The 15181-nt window shown below is 45.9% G+C and carries 16 protein-coding genes; 5 read left to right on the top strand and 11 right to left on the bottom strand.

The window, feature by feature from the left end; genetic code table 11:
- Nucleotides 1-59: 59 nt before the first annotated feature.
- The gene (locus P157_RS0102125; RefSeq protein WP_026759557.1) at nucleotides 60-2180 is read right to left on the bottom strand and encodes an alpha-glucoside-specific PTS transporter subunit IIBC; all 2121 of its coding nucleotides are present in this window, start codon (nucleotides 2178-2180) and stop codon (nucleotides 60-62) included.
- 154 nt (nucleotides 2181-2334) lie between these two features.
- On the bottom strand, nucleotides 2335-3102 hold the full coding sequence (locus P157_RS0102130) for a MurR/RpiR family transcriptional regulator (RefSeq protein WP_026759558.1): 768 nt from the start codon (nucleotides 3100-3102) through the stop codon (nucleotides 2335-2337).
- Nucleotides 3103-3247: 145 nt separating this feature from the next.
- Between P157_RS0102130 and P157_RS0102135 the strand changes: the two genes are divergently transcribed.
- On the top strand, nucleotides 3248-3841 hold the full coding sequence (locus tag P157_RS0102135) for a sigma-70 family RNA polymerase sigma factor (protein ID WP_026759559.1): 594 nt from the start codon (nucleotides 3248-3250) through the stop codon (nucleotides 3839-3841).
- 33 nt (nucleotides 3842-3874) lie between these two features.
- Here the strand turns inward: P157_RS0102135 and P157_RS13620 are convergent, their stop codons facing one another.
- The 6 genes from P157_RS13620 to folE all read right to left on the bottom strand — a co-directional run bounded on the left by P157_RS13620 (nucleotide 3875) and on the right by folE (nucleotide 8461).
- Nucleotides 3875-4915 carry a LacI family DNA-binding transcriptional regulator gene (locus tag P157_RS13620; RefSeq protein WP_051598452.1) on the bottom strand — a complete coding sequence of 347 codons (1041 nt, stop codon included), beginning with the start codon at nucleotides 4913-4915 and terminating at the stop codon, nucleotides 3875-3877.
- Between the two features lie 96 nt (nucleotides 4916-5011).
- The gene (locus tag P157_RS0102145) at nucleotides 5012-5686 is read right to left on the bottom strand and encodes a uracil-DNA glycosylase (protein ID WP_026759560.1); all 675 of its coding nucleotides are present in this window, start codon (nucleotides 5684-5686) and stop codon (nucleotides 5012-5014) included.
- A 5-nt stretch (nucleotides 5687-5691) separates the two neighbouring features.
- On the bottom strand, nucleotides 5692-6681 hold the full coding sequence (folK, locus tag P157_RS0102150) for a 2-amino-4-hydroxy-6-hydroxymethyldihydropteridine diphosphokinase (RefSeq protein ID WP_026759561.1): 990 nt from the start codon (nucleotides 6679-6681) through the stop codon (nucleotides 5692-5694).
- A gap of 1 nt (nucleotide 6682) precedes the next feature.
- Entirely contained in the window at nucleotides 6683-7045 is a 363-nt protein-coding gene (gene folB / locus P157_RS0102155) for a dihydroneopterin aldolase (RefSeq protein WP_026759562.1), read from the bottom strand.
- A complete protein-coding gene (gene folP, locus P157_RS0102160; protein WP_037368077.1) occupies nucleotides 7038-7895 on the bottom strand; it encodes a dihydropteroate synthase in 858 nt (285 codons plus the stop codon). The genes folB and folP overlap by 8 nt, the downstream gene beginning before the upstream one ends.
- On the bottom strand, nucleotides 7895-8461 hold the full coding sequence (gene folE, locus P157_RS0102165; protein WP_026759564.1) for a GTP cyclohydrolase I: 567 nt from the start codon (nucleotides 8459-8461) through the stop codon (nucleotides 7895-7897). The genes folP and folE overlap by 1 nt, the downstream gene beginning before the upstream one ends.
- Before the next feature lie 129 nt (nucleotides 8462-8590).
- Here folE and P157_RS13625 point away from each other — a divergent pair, with 129 nt between their 5' ends.
- From P157_RS13625 to P157_RS0102195, 4 genes are all read left to right on the top strand, one after another.
- On the top strand, nucleotides 8591-9301 hold the full coding sequence (locus P157_RS13625; protein WP_037368080.1) for a phosphatase: 711 nt from the start codon (nucleotides 8591-8593) through the stop codon (nucleotides 9299-9301).
- A 1085-nt stretch (nucleotides 9302-10386) separates the two neighbouring features.
- Nucleotides 10387-10845, top strand: coding sequence for an IS30 family transposase (locus tag P157_RS15705; protein WP_230578428.1), 459 nt, complete (start codon nucleotides 10387-10389; stop codon nucleotides 10843-10845).
- Between the two features lie 1018 nt (nucleotides 10846-11863).
- A complete protein-coding gene (locus P157_RS0102190) occupies nucleotides 11864-12469 on the top strand; it encodes a DUF805 domain-containing protein (RefSeq protein WP_026759567.1) in 606 nt (201 codons plus the stop codon).
- A gap of 23 nt (nucleotides 12470-12492) precedes the next feature.
- On the top strand, nucleotides 12493-13344 hold the full coding sequence (locus P157_RS0102195) for a zinc ribbon domain-containing protein (RefSeq protein ID WP_026759568.1): 852 nt from the start codon (nucleotides 12493-12495) through the stop codon (nucleotides 13342-13344).
- Between the two features lie 55 nt (nucleotides 13345-13399).
- Here P157_RS0102195 and P157_RS0102200 read toward each other — a convergent pair whose 3' ends face one another.
- The 3 genes from P157_RS0102200 to P157_RS0102210 all read right to left on the bottom strand — a co-directional run bounded on the left by P157_RS0102200 (nucleotide 13400) and on the right by P157_RS0102210 (nucleotide 15163).
- Nucleotides 13400-14311, bottom strand: coding sequence for a zinc ribbon domain-containing protein (locus tag P157_RS0102200; protein ID WP_026759569.1), 912 nt, complete (start codon nucleotides 14309-14311; stop codon nucleotides 13400-13402).
- 23 nt (nucleotides 14312-14334) lie between these two features.
- Nucleotides 14335-14613 carry a hypothetical protein gene (locus P157_RS0102205; RefSeq protein ID WP_196243094.1) on the bottom strand — a complete coding sequence of 93 codons (279 nt, stop codon included), beginning with the start codon at nucleotides 14611-14613 and terminating at the stop codon, nucleotides 14335-14337.
- Nucleotides 14614-14773: 160 nt separating this feature from the next.
- Complete coding sequence (locus tag P157_RS0102210; RefSeq protein WP_026759571.1) at nucleotides 14774-15163, bottom strand: hypothetical protein; 390 nt, start codon at nucleotides 15161-15163, stop codon at nucleotides 14774-14776.
- Between the last annotated feature and the right edge of the window lie 18 nt (nucleotides 15164-15181).

The raw sequence follows: 15181 nt of genomic DNA on the forward strand, positions 1-15181 counted from the left end.
AGAACATTTCCTAATCCGTCAGTTTTGGCTATCGCCCTCCCCTGAAGGAAAGGCTTCACTCAAAAAACAAGTACAGGCGTTTCATTGCATTCAACATCCGCATCTTCATGTTTCTGCATCTGCGGATAATCGGTGCTGTTGGTAACAGCCATGATAACCGTAGTCTGATAACCGGCCTCCTTAATCACCTGCTGGTCAAAATGAATCAGCGGCGTACCGGCCTTTACCTTATCGCCAGCCTTGACCAGAGCCTTAAAGCCCCGACCATTTAACTTCACCGTGTCAATACCGATATGAATAAGAAGTTCTGCACCATTAGCCAAACGCAGGCCGATGGCATGAAGGCTTTCCTCCATAATCATAGTGACCTCTGCATCAGCCGGAGCTACCACCGTGTCGCCCTCTGGCTCAATGGCAATACCATCTCCCATCATCTTCTGAGAGAACATATCGTCATTTACTTCACTCATATCAATCAATTTACCGGATACACAGGCGCTTAGTTTCATGGCCAGGTCGTTATCCAGAGCAGTCTCCGGTTTTGCCACAGCCTGCACAGGTGCAACACTGTCAATCTTCTCCCCTTTGAGCAGCGCATCAAAGTAACTGCGTACCTGGGGTACAGAAAGTCCCACAATAACCTGAATGGCCTTGCCGTTTTTCACGAGGCCAAAGGCACCGGCTTTGGTAAACTTGCCGACAGCAGCCACTTTATCCGGGTCTGCTACCGTTACCCGCAGGCGGGTAGCACAGTTGGTCACTTCACGGATATTGTCAGGGCCGCCCAGAGAATCCAGGAATACTTTGGCTTTGATGGCCAGTGCATTATCGGCCAGCCCCATCTCTTCCATTTCCTTCTTGGCCTGATACTCAGCCTTGGAGAAGAGCTTGTCTTCCACATCATCAGCGGTACGGCCCGGCGTTGCATAGTCAAATTTCAAAATCAGCGTACGGAATACCACAAAGTAGATGGCCGTAAAGCAGAGGCCAATCACAATCTGCATAAGATAAGTAGCAGAATGATACTGGAACAGCGGAATCCAGTTCTGCACAAAGGCATCAATCAGGCCGCCGCCAAAGTTACCGGCCAGCCCCATGGCATAGAGTGCCGAAGACAGGCAAGCGGAGAGAACTGCATGCACCAGATAGAGCAGCGGTGCGACAAAGAGGAAGGTGAATTCCAGCGGTTCCGTAATACCGCAAAGCACAGCAGTCAGCGTTGCCGGAATAAGGAGTGCTGCCGTCTTTTTGCGTTTTTCCGGCTTAGCACACATATAGATAGCCAGAGCTGCACCAGGCAGACCAAAAACCTTAGAGCTGCCATGCAGGGCAAAGCCGCCCTCCGGGAACATTTCCTTGAGGCTGTGTGCACTGTTGGCAAAATCATTCAAATGCTGCAGCCAGTAAGCCTGAATACCGCCATCGCAGACAGCGGGGCCGAAGATAAACGGCAGATAAATAAAGTGATGTAAACCTGCAGGAAGCAGAATGCGTTCCGAGAACGTATAAGCCCAGACTCCCACCAATCCACTGGTCTTAAGGAAATCCTGGAACTGCATGATGGCATGCTGTACAGCCGGCCATACCAGGCAGAAGATAAATGCCAGCGGAATCATTACCGCAAAGCCAACGGCTACCACAAATGCCGGGCCTTTGAAAATTCCCAGCCAGTCGGGAATATCCGTATCATAGAAGCGATTGTGCAGATAAGCCGTCATGCAGGCAATGAAGATGGCACCGAGCATACCCATGTCCAACGTCTTGATGTTGGCAATCATGGCCAGCCCAGTTCCTGCGCCTGCTGCCTGACTGTAATCCACACCGAAGTACGACCCATGCAACGTCAGGAATCCGGCAATGAAATAGTTGAACAGCATGTAGATAACGAAACCTTCCATGGCGCAACGAGCCGGTTCCTTCTTGGCAAAGCCGATGGGAACGGCGATGGCGAAGAGGATTGGCATCTGGGCGAACACCGTCCAGGCGCCCTGCTCCACCACGAACCAAAAATCATACCATACGGTCCCCTGTGCGGCTATGCTCCCCAACAAGCCTTCATTTTTGCAAATGATGGATAAAGCCACCGTCAGACCAAAAAATGCAAACAGGATAACCGGTGTGTACATAGCGCCGCCAAACCGCTGCATGCCTTGCATCATGCGGTCTTTACTGATTGTCATTTTAATGCCCCCTAATTGTTCAAGTTGTTATGATTGCTTCGCTAAAAAGAGAATACCCTAAAAAGCCTGCGAACACAATAGTTTCGCAGGCTTTCGGCACATTGCCCTGTGCCTGTATTTTGTTCCATTTGGCGTACTTTGGTACATGCCCTTATCAGCCCTTGCGCTGCAAGTACATCCGATACTTCACATACCAGACCTCAATCAGCATAAAGTACGGCATCATGGACTGAAAGGCCGTATGCTCATCATCCGTATCATAGAGCTGGAACCGGGCTGGAGATACATAGAGGTTCACCGTGGACAAGCTGGCCAGCGTGTTATCATGCAGCTTGGTTATAGAGATAAAGGGCACATCCAACAGCTGCAGATGCCGGGCAAAGTCCACCACCAGCGGCGTTTCCCCGGACAGAGAAACGAAGATAAAGAGGTCATCTGCCGTAAGATTGCGGGAAATCGAAGCAAACTCCTCCCGCCCGCTGATTTCATAAATCAACACATTATCGTAAAAGAACAAGCGCTTCAGCTCCTGCGCCACATTGCTCTGCACATAACCCGACGCAAAGATAAAGACCCGGTTGGCCTCATGTATCAGACGGCTGGCGCTGTCAAAATTCCGCTTGAACACTTTGCTGGCAGTCTGGGAATAGAATTCCTGCAAATCCTGCAGCACATCATCCTTGTAAACAGACTTATCCCCTTCCTCCAACTTGAGCACGGCCTTCAAGTCGCCAAAGCCGTCGAAACCCAGCTTCTGGGCAAAGCGCACGATAGTTGTGGACGACACCGCACAGTTCTTCGCCAGTTCGTGAATGGAAATATGACGTGCCTGCGCGCGATGCTGAACAATATATTTATAGATAACCATATCGGTATCATTCAGATTTTGCCGATGCTGGTTGATGATTTCTTCCAATCGCATGAAAATCCCCCCTGCTTCCCCCTTAGTATAGCAAATCAGACAGAAATACACCAAATAAATCCCCCGATTTCCATATAAATCCTGCTTCGCCCAAATTACTTGCAGCCTCTAAACTGAGAGCAGTAAAGCAAAGGAGGAAGCAGCCATGTACAGCCTGCAGGAAGAAAATGAACTCATCCACCATGCACAAGCAGGAAATCAGTCTGCCTGTGCCCAATTATTAGCCGCCTATGACGGTCTTATCGACCATATGCGCCGCCGCTACCAATACACGCCCACCGGAAAACTGCTGGCCGATGATGCTCTGAGCATTCTGCAGCTGGCATTTATGGAAGCAATCCATGATTTCAACCCGTCCCTGGGTATTCACTTTGCCGCATTCCTACAAAGCCGCCTTCATGCCGCCCTATACAAAGCCTTCAAACAAACCTGCAGATACAATGAGCGCACCGCCCATCCCACCGCCCCAGCAGGAGAAGATGAGCATGATTTTTTCGCCCTGCAGGAAAGCTCTGCCCCCACACCGGAACGCAGCCTGCTTGCCCGTGAGGAACTGGCCAATCTGCTGCACCAACTGAATCCGCAGGAAAAAGAACTCCTGCAGCTTATCTATGCTCAGGGGCTCCCACAGATAACTGCCGCCCGCATCCTGCATATCAGCCCCCAGACACTGAACAAGCGCAAAAAAAGATTGCAGGAACACTGCCTGCAAATCCGGGAAAATAAAAACCGCCCTTAGTTAAGGACGGCATGTAAATTATAGTTTTATCGTTCAGGCCATACCGGGCATGGCATTCAGTGAAGGTTCATCCACAGCAGCGTTAAGGTCACGCACGCTCTCACGCTCCACGAAGAACAATGGCATATCGAGATTTGTCTCCTCCCGGCCCTTGCCCCGTAACAGGTTCAGAATATAGCTGGCCGCCTTCATGCCCATGAGTTCGTAATCAAAGGCCACGGTAGTCAACGCCGGATAGACAACGGCGCCCACATCATAGCCGCCAAAGCCCACCACGGAGATATCCTCTGGCACATGGACGCCCCGCTCATGGAAGTAACGCAGAATACCCAGACTGATATTATCCGTAGCCCCCACGACAACGCTGGGGGCTAATTTGCGTATTTCCTCTGCCTGATTGTAGGCGGACAGGAAATCAAAGCCTGTTTCGACAAAGTCCACTTTGGCATCCGTCCGGCCTTCGCAGAAACCTGCCACAAAGCCTGCCTTACGCTCAATGCCCACAGCTTCATCACTTTCCGTGACACCGGCAAAGACCGCATGCTTATGCCCCATCTGCCGCAGGTAAACACCCATGCGGTGTCCGGCAGCAGCGTCATCGATTTTAAGGCAGTGCACCTCCGCCTGCTGCTGGCCGGTATAAAGGATTGGCAAAGACCATTCCTTGGCCCGCCGCACATGTTCCGGCGTGATGCCTACCGAATCCACCAAAATGGCATCCACGCCCTGTTGCTGGAGCTTCTGCATATTCTCCAATTCCTTTTCGCCGGACAGCTGACTTACCAGCAAAATGCTCTGATAGCCCTCCGGTTCCAGCACCCGGGTAATCCCCGCCAAAAGTTTCCCCACGGTAACGGAATCCATGCGGGGCAACACAATGCCAATCAATTTGCTCTCCCGGGTTTTGAGCCGCTTGGCAAAAAAGTTCGACTGAAAGCCCGTCTCCTCAATAGCCTTGCGCACCCGCACCTGTTTTTCTACACTGATATAACCGTTATTCAAATAGCGGGACACTGTGCTCTTGGATACGCCCGCCAGTTCTGCCACATCTTTTATGGTTACTTTTTGTTCCATATAATACCCCAACTTCCCCAAGTATCGAGTTTTCTAATAATATCTTAGGAGATTTTGGTCAAAAAAGCAAGAAAAATATGGAACTAATTCCACATATCAAATATTAGGCAGCTGCCAGTTGATAGGTTCCTGTCCTGTGCTCTGCAAAAAGTCATTAACCCGCGAGAAAGGACGGCTGCCAAAGAAGCCACGGAAAGCCGACAGAGGACTAGGATGCGGAGATTCCACGATAAAGTGTTTCGGATTGGTAATCATGGCCTTCTTGCGCCGGGCAGGTGAGCCCCAGAGGATAAAGGCCATGGGCTTTTCGCGGGCATTCAGCAGTTCGATAATCTTATCGGTAAACTGCTCCCAGCCCTTCCCCTGATGAGATGCCGCCTGATGGGCGCGGACCGTCAGTACCGTGTTCAAAAGCAGCACGCCCTGCTCCGCCCAGGGCTTCAAGCAACCATTGTTCGGCACCGTACAGCCTAAATCCGTTGAGAGCTCCTTGAAGATATTGATAAGCGACGGCGGCGGCTCCACGCCCGGCATTACCGAAAAAGAAAGCCCATGCGCCTGCCCATCCCCATGATAAGGGTCCTGACCTAAGATAACCACCTTCGTATCGGCGTAACTAGTATAATGCAAGGCATTAAAAATCGAATACATATCCGGAAAAATCTGGCGGGTACGGTATTCGCTAATCAAAAACTGCCGCAGTTCGCGGTAATAGGGCTTGGCCATTTCGTCCCGCAAAAGGTCAGCCCAGTCATTATGAAAAATCTCCATTGAAATTACCAACTCCTATATTCAGCTCCCGCCCGCAATAGCCTCACAAATGAAAGCCCGCTCCGAGCCTCCCTTGCCGCCTCGAAAAACTCTTCGTGAGCCGGAAAGAAAGTATCCGCCGCGAACTTTCCCTTAACTTTCGTCAGCATAATCTCCTTCGCATAAGGCAGCAACAGCGAGTAAATCTCCCCGCCCCCCATGCAGATAAACTTTCTGCGAGGCTGTTCCACTTGCAACCTGCCCAACAGCGTCCATAGCTCCGCAAGATTACGGCAGATAAGCACATCATCCCGCACCAGACTTCGGGATAACACGATATTTATCCGCCCCGGCAATGGCTTCCCATCCGGCAGGGATTCCAAAGTCTTGCGCCCCATAATCACTACCTGCCCGATAGTTTCCTGCCGAAAATGCTGCATATCCTCCGCATGATGCACCAAGAGTTTGCCCTGCCGCCCAATGCCCATCTGTTCATCCACGCAGGCAATCATCGACAAGGGATACGGCTCACTAATCTCTGCGGCTGGATGGATTTCCTGCTGCTCAATCCGTTCGTCCCGGCACCAATCGTCCACCGTGCGTCCCTGCACCAGTAAATTCGGCGCAATATCCCGCAAAGGCATCAGCACAAAGGCCCGCTCTGTCACATAGGGATGGGGCAGCTTTAATTCTTCCGTATCCGAAACAAAGTCCTCTGCCCAAAGCAAATCAATATCAATCGTGCGTGCCCCCCAATGTTCATGGCGCACCCGTCCCAAATCAAGTTCAATCTGCTGGGTCTTATGCAAAAAGTTCAGCGGCGACAGTTCCGTTTCCACCATCGCCGCCGTATTGATAAATGCTGGCTGCTCCAAATTTCCCCAGGGTGCCGTTTCATAAAAAGGAGCCACCGCTTTTAAAGCTGTCTGGGGCAAACAGGCAATCTGTCGCAGTGCCTCTCGCAAGGTTTCCCCGCGACTCCCCAGATTTGCGCCCAAACTCAAATAAATGTTCATGTTAGCTCCGCGAACGCACTACGCTGATAGAGGCATCCGTAAATCTTCCCGGCAGCGGCGCATGGGGCTTGTGTACCGTAACCCGCACTTTTTCCACCAAACGGAAATCCTTTAAAATCGTCTGGGCGATTTCTTCACCGACCACTTCAATGAGCTTACGCGGCTCGCCTTCCACGATTTTCTTGACCACATCATAAACTTCTGCGTAGTTTACCGTCGCCGCCAGCTTATCGGATTTGCCTGCTTCCTTCAAATCCAGATACATCGAAAGATCTACGATAAATTCCTGGCCCATCTGCCGCTCACTAGGCAGGCAGCCGTGATACCCATAGAAATTCAGGCCCGTCAGTTTAATCTTATCCATTTTTTCCGCTCCTTAATATAACATCCGTCATCCGGCACATCCGTACAATAGGCTTCACATCATGCACCCGCACGATGGACGCACCCTTCATAATGCCAACTACACAGGCTGCCCCCGTGGCCTCCATGCGTTCTTCCACCGGCAAGTTCAGCGTCTTGCCAATAAAACTCTTGCGGCTGGCGGCCAGCAGCAACGGATATTCTTTCCCCGCTACTTGCAAGAGTTCCTCCTGCCGCCGCAAAACCTCCACATTCTGCTCCGCAGTCTTGCCAAAGCCAATTCCCGGGTCAAAGATGAACTGTGCGTCCTGCATGCCGGCTTCCCGGCCAATACGCAGGGATTCCTGGAAAAAGTCCTGCATAGAATCAATAATATCGCCGCTATACTCCGTACCATGCTGATTGTGCATCACAATTACAGGCAGACCGCATTCGGCCGCTGCCTTGGCCATCTCTCCCGGTTCAGCCGCATACTGCAAGCCCCAGATATCGTTGAGAATATGCGCTCCAGCGCGAGCCGCCGCCCGCGCAGTTTCTGCCTTGAACGTATCCACCGATACCGGCACCGGCGAGTTTTTGAGGATTTCTTCCAGCAAAGGCATGAGCCGTTCCATTTCCTCGCTGGCGGGCATCGGCGTAAAACCCGGACGGCTGGATTCTGCCCCCACATCGATGATGTCGGCACCATCAGCCACCATTTCTTCCAAGTGACGCAGCGCCTTGTCCCGCGTGTTGAATTTGCCGCCATCGGAAAAGGAATCCGGCGTGATGTTGAGTATGCCCATGACCAGTGTTTTTTCACCTAAAGTCAACGTCTTGCCATCCGCAAACGTGTATTTCCGTTGTACCATTATGCCTTTTCTCCTCCCAAAATCATCCATGCCTGTTGATAAAGGGCGGTATCTTCCTTAAATACGCCATTGCATTCCGAGGTTACCGTGCGGGTGCCATGTGCCAAATCCCCCCGCATGGTCATGCAGAGCTGCTGGGCTTCGATGATGACCAATACGCCTCTGGCCCCCAAATCCTTCTGCACGGCCGCTGCAATCTGCGCAGTAAGTCTTTCCTGCAGTTGGGGCTGATGGGAAAGCTGCTCCACCAGTTTGGAGAACTTGCTGAAGCCTGCTACCCGTCCATTTTCCGGCAAATAAGCAATGCTGGCCTCCCCGAAAAAGGGAACCAGATGATGCTCGCACATGGAGTAGAACGGCACATGTCGCACCGCCACAATGCCATCCGAACCTGCATCAAATGTTTCTCCCCAAAGCGGTTCCGTCTCCTTGCCCATTCCGTTAAACAGAAACTCATACATCTGTGCCACCCGGGCCGGCGTCTTTTCCATGCCCCGGGCCTTTATATCCACGCCTACGGCTTCCAAAAATTCACTCATGGCCTTTATCGCCCGCTCATTTGCCAAAAAAAAACCTCCCCGCAACTTTCTCCCTATAATATACTACAATCATACGCGATAAGCTAGGTTTTGCTATGGTAAAATATCCCTAACTGCGCTATGATGATAAGGAATATTTTAATTGGAGGTTTTTTTATGTTAGATTTGCTCGATGTCCATACCCATACCATTGCCAGCGTTCACGCTTACAGCACCCTGCGGGAAATGATTACCGCCGCCAAGGAAAAGGGACTCAAACTTATCGGCATTTCCGACCACGCTCCCTCCATGCCCGGCTCCTTTCATGAATATTATTTCTGCAACTTCAAGGTCATCCGCCGTGATGCCTACGGCATCGATTTAGTCATGGGGGCTGAACTCAACATCATCGACTATTCCGGCAGCACAGATTTGCGTCAGGATTTGCTCGACCGCATGGACTATGCCATTGCCAGCCTCCACGACCCTTGCATAAAGCCCGGCACGAAAGAGCAGAACACTGCCGCCCTGATTGGTGCCATGAAAAATCCCCGGGTCAAAATCATCGGCCACCCGGACAATCCCAAATATCCTGTCGATTTTGATGCACTGGCCAAAGCCGCCAAAGAAAATCACGTGCTGCTCGAATGCAACAACAGCTCCTACACCCCCGGCGGCAGCCGCAAGGGCTCCCGGGAACTGGCGGGGGAACTCTTAACTGCCTGCAAGAAACACGGCACCATGGTCATCATGGGCAGCGATGCCCATATCGACCTGGATGTCGGCAGCCACCAGCACGCCATGGAAATGATAGAAAAATACCAGTTCCCGGAGGAACTGGTGATCAACAGCCAACCTGAATTGTTCAAGAAATTGATAAGTCAGTAATCTTTTTGCCACTGCCTAATCAGCCTTTAATTTTGCAATGGTATCGTTATTCTGTACGAGTTCAAAATCTAGAGGTGTGATTACAAAATGGTATTAGCTTCTTTGCTATACAGCCATAAAGAATGCACAGAAGCAGACACTCATCAACGTATACGGGAAGTGAAGTTGGTATAAAATCATCCGCAGAAAAATATATCTGCTGGATATAAGGTCATAGAAGGCTATCCCTGCTGTATTAATGACTTTTCATCATTGAGGAACAATTCTATCATAGCCCCAATGCCTGCGTAAGACTTTGCTAAGAAATAAAAAGCCATCATCTTCTATCATTGCCGTATCAAATGAATGATTCGGTACTTTTTGTAGTCGAAATTTATAGTCGTAAATTTTGAGGAGAAGTCATTCGTTGTGAATATGCCCGGGACTCTATTCGTAAATAAGTGAAAAGGAACAGTCTTACAGAACAACACAGGGTGCTTATGGATAGTAGCGGAGAGGACGTCATCGATGAATATTACGTGACGTCCACAACTAGATGCTTTGCTAAGAGGGCTTAATATCGAAGATACGCCCATGGTTAACTAGACAGGCTGGCTACTTCCACGGAAGTAGCCAGCCTTATCAAGGATCTTACAGATAAGGGAATCTGCGTTAATATCCGACGGATTTACAATCTAAGTGCAACAGCACATAGCGTAAAATATAATAACGCATAGACCTCTGGTATAATGGTGTTTGCTACAACCCATTTCCAGGAGGAACTATGCGTCATTACAAGCATCTTACACTATATGAAAGAGAAAATCTACTATTTCTTAGAGCCAAGAGCATGGAGCGTAACAAAGGAACTAGCTCCCGTGAGCTTCGCAGGAATGCTGTTGGTCGTCAGTATATGCCAATAGTGGCACAACACCAATATCAGGCACGTCGTGCGTATTGCAAGCCCCATAACAGGCTGGAATGCACTAGTCTCTTGGAGCATGTGAAGCACAGGCTGCTCGAATGCCAGTGGTCTCCAGAGGAAATTTCTGGACGGTTGCGAACTGAATACGGTCAGTGCATCATAAGCACCACGACCATTTACCGTGCGATATAACGGATGGTTGAACGCTCCCAAATCCACCACGGCAAGTGTCATAAAGAAATTGAGGCACCGTGGCAAACGTAGGAGGAAACGTTCAGTCGAAGAGAAGCGTGGTAAAATCCAAATTAGCCATGATATTTCAGAACGCCCAGCAGGTGCCGAAAACCGTTCAGAAATAGGGCATTGGGAAGCTGATACCGTTGTTGGCCAGCAAGGAAAATCCTGCCTTGTAACCCTGGTAGACCGAAAAAGCCGCTACCTTATGTGTGGCAAGGCTGACAAGAAAAATGCTCAGGCAGTCAGCAGGACAATAATGGATCTGCTTCTTGGTGTCACAGCCCTGTCGGTAACGCCTGACAGGGGCAAAGAATTTGCCCGCCATGCAGATGTGACAGAATACCTAGATGGCCTGCCGTTCTATTTTCCGCAGCCTCACCAGCCGTGGCAAAAGGGGCTCTAACGAGAACACTAACGGTCTGCTTAGAGAATATTTCCCAAAGGGCAAGGACATAACAGAAATCCCTGATGACTACATACAGAAAAAAGTTGCTATGATGAACTTGCGCCCAAGGAAATGTCTTAACTACAGAACACCATATGAGGTCCATTTTGAGGAAGTGTTGCATTTAGCTTGACAATCCGTCCCTCAATATGGGGAAGTAGATGTTCGGCCACAGGGCCAGCCTCCTGCTCCAGATATTATTGACCTTCACCGAATTTGAAAGGGATATGATTGTGGATCGGACACAGGCAGGAAAAGATATTGCTAGAACTAAGGCCGTTTTTGCGAAGGACGACTACCAATAGACAAAGCTAGAAAAGATGCTACGTGTGAGATGTGTCTCAATGGTAGCATATCATGTGAGGAAGCCGCTCCAGCGGTCGGCATAATTAAAATTACTATAATAAGTGCTATAAGAGCAAAGAATGCTGATGATATAAGTGCACTGTAAATATAATATTTATATGACATAATCTTATATATTATATCTCGCGATATATCACATAAGATTATGTCATATAGGTATTTGCATTTTCGGATGGACCTCTCTTCCATTTCAATAAGAAAGAGAAAGAAACCATATTGTTCATCGAATCTTCCATCTAATAAGCGACCATTTGTCATCTAAAGCACGGTGGGAAGAAAATGCATATCAAATATTTGCTGCCGTAAACACTACAGGATATTCCACTGTACCACATTTACATTTGGTACATAATAGTCCTCGGCGGAGCTGACTACAAGCGCACTGGCCTATTGACGCTATTTTTATAAAATTACCGACAAATAAGAAAATATTTCACTTAATTTTTTGTGATAAAACATTTGAAGTCCCAGCAGGGAAAAGAGTTTTCTTGTCGAATCATAAAAGCAAATAGCGGAACACCTAAATGACAAGACGATCATAAATTATAATTATGATTTATGATTGTGGTTGAACTAGTAGAAGAGTTTTATATTGCGGGAGGAATGGGATATGAGTCACTTTTGTTCAAAATGTGGTGCTAAGTTAGAAGAAGGAACAGTATTCTGTGGTTCATGCGGAAAAAAAGTTGAAGACGTTATTCCTTTAGAAGAAAAACATATTCAACAACCAATTCAACAAATTAATTATCAAACAGAAGTTGGAAATACGCAACTAGGGTATCAAGAAGAGTCTACTTTTCAAGAAATGTTCCTTAAAAGAACGGGAAGACTTAATAGACTAAGGTATTTTAAAAGATGTTTAGTACTTGGTGTGATTAACTTTATATTGGTTATGATTGCTGATGCTGTTTTTTTAAAGCCCTGGGAATTGACTAATTCTGCATATGAAGGGTTTACAATATTATGCGGTTTGGCAATGTTATATCCTGAATTTTGCTTAAATAGCCGGAGATTAGAGGATTTGGATAAACCTAAAGAAATGGCTTATTGGCTTGCTGGTATAGGGGCAGTTGCAGTAATTAGTAGTACGGCTTTTGAATCGACAAAGGGAGGCATAGTTGCTTTACTTTACTTAGTAGCTACATTGTACCTATTACTAGCTGAAGGTACCAAGGGTGATAATAAATATGGTCCTGACCCTTTAGGAAGAACGTGATTTAAATTGAAAGGAAGATTAACATGGCTGATAGTAAAATTTTCCATATCAATGGTAATATCACCCCCGAAAGTATAGGTCGTGAAGTAGAAGCTTTTTTAAGGAATGAAAAAGAACTTACTGTTGAAGGTTTTTCTGCACAGGATGGTTACTTAGTGCAAGCAAAAGAAACATCTAGTTGGAAAACTTTTACAGGTTTAGGGAAAGCCTTACAGGTACAAATAATACCAAGCGGTGAAAATGATGTTATGGTAAATATTGGTATTGGTAAGTGGGCTGATAAAGCAGGCGCTGCAGCTGTTGGTTTATTTTTATTTGCGCCTTTAGCAATTACCGCTGGCGTTGGCGCATATATGCAAAATAAATTACCGGGTGAAGTTTTTGATTGTATTGAGAAATTTATAATGGCAGGCGGTCGTTCTGTTCGTCGAAATGTTACATTTGAGAGAACTGACGATACAAAGATTAGATGTCCATCATGTGGTGCTAATAATCCAAAAGGCACAAAATTTTGTTCTGGATGCGGGAGTAAACTATCAGATATATGTCCTTCGTGTGGTAAAGATGTTGATTTAGGAAAAAAATTCTGTCCTCATTGCGGTTCTTCGATGAAGAAGATAAAAACAATAACTTGCCCCAATTGTGGTTCGGAAGTTGAAGAAGGGCGTAAATTCTGTTCAGAATGTGGCACATCTATGGAGCTTGCAGTAAAAGATAAATGCCCTAAGTGTGGAGAATTAGTTGAAAAAGGGACAGTATTTTGTCCTTCGTGTGGATCATCTATAAATGGGGAGATTGTTTGTAGTAAATGTGGCAGTAAAATGGAAGCTACACAGAAGTTCTGCAGCAAATGTGGTACTAAAGTTGAATCTTAATTAATAATAATACCAAAGGCGGTCTAAAGACCGCCTTTGGTATCATTATTATTAATTAAAGGTTTATGTAATTTTTTGCAGCATTTCTATATAAAGTTAAAGCTTCTTCAAGAAATAGATTCGTTAGCTCGACATTTCTCTTTTCATATAAAACTCCTTGAAAATGTGATGGGTTCGCACCTTTTCCACTTGTTAGCATACCTGGGATAATATTTCCATTGCTGTCAAATTTATAAAGTGCATAAATGGGGAAGAAATGATTACTACCTCTCCATTCTCCGTATTCAGCATCATTACCTCTTGTATCAGAAAAAATTAAAAATTCTATAATAATAGGGTCGGGATTTTTTTTATCTTTCATAGAATAAAACTTTTCTAATGTCATGCGAGGAGTGGCTTCTGCAACTCTTTTATTTTTACTATCTACAATCATTATATGGAAACCATCATTACGTTTATCTACTGCCAGAAATCCATTTTGATTATGCCCGTATGAAGTAGCAACAATGTTGCAGGTGAATCCATATTTTTCTAGTTCTTTTTTTGTTGATTTTATAGATGGATGTTCACTTTCTTTATTATCTTCAATCTTTTGTTCATTTGATGTTTGAACATTTTTGCTTGAATCGTTTTTAACAGTTGAATTTGTTGATATATTTTGAGATGGAGCTTTGTTTTTATAGAAATAATATCCTCCTCCTCCAAGTAAAACTAACAAGGCTAGTATACCTATAATAATAGTTTGTCCACTATCATTATGTTTGTTATTTGATTGTCGATTTTGTTTAATATTTAAATTTTCATTACTTTGTGGATTTTGGGGCGCATTTTTTTGATGAATAGATTGCGCTGACGGCACAATTGTTTGCTCACTATTTTTATCTTGAATAATTGGTGTACCACATTTGTTACAAAACTTCATTTCTTCAGTTAATTTATTACCGCAGTTTTTACAGAAATTAGGCATGAAAGCACCTCCTAACTACAGAACTATTTCTTTTTAGGATTATAATCCTCTAATACTTTAGAAACAACACCTAAACTATCAAAATCATTCAAGCTTGATCCATTTATTTCTACGTAATAAATCGAGAAATTCTTATTTGAGGTGTCTAGCTGAAATTGAATTGTAAAATCTGCTGGTGCATTGTACCAAGTACATTCTCCATTAAACTCTACATATCTATAGCCATTATTTTCAAAACTTTTCCATTTCCCATTTGTGAAAAATTGATCAAACGCTTTACCAACTGGCACATTTGGTTCCATATATAATGTACCTTCTTTAACCATAGTAACATACTTATCGTTGCTACTACATCCTATAAAAGATAAGGAAATTATTATAATACTTAGCACTATAAATAATCTGGAAATGTTCATTTTATATCTGTTTAACATGATTGTCATCCTTTGCTATACATTAATTTCAATCATAAACAAGAAAACATAAGGCGAATGTAATAACAACAAAGACTTGAAACGCTCTTACCAGCCTTTTATCTTTATTGTCTTTGCATACACCTAATACGCCAAGTATTCCATAAATAACAAAAAATGCTATGGAATTTCCAATTACATCTCCTATAATGCTAGTTATTGCGTCTTCTACATCCATATAACGCGCAACACGAACCTGTAAGAAAAGCGATATTGAAAAAAAGCCTATTAGCCAAGGAGCAGAAAGGCTCTCGCTTGGAACACCGTCAAGAGGTGGATTTTTTCTTCTATACCACTCAAAAAGAACAATACATATAATCGTAGATGTAATAACGCTTACGCCTGACCAAAAACTTAACTGTTCCAAAAGCTTACCCATTTTTTCACCCCCTATTAA

Source organism: Selenomonas ruminantium AC2024 (genome assembly GCF_000687995.1).
Lineage (GTDB): Bacteria > Bacillota > Negativicutes > Selenomonadales > Selenomonadaceae > Selenomonas_A > Selenomonas_A ruminantium_B.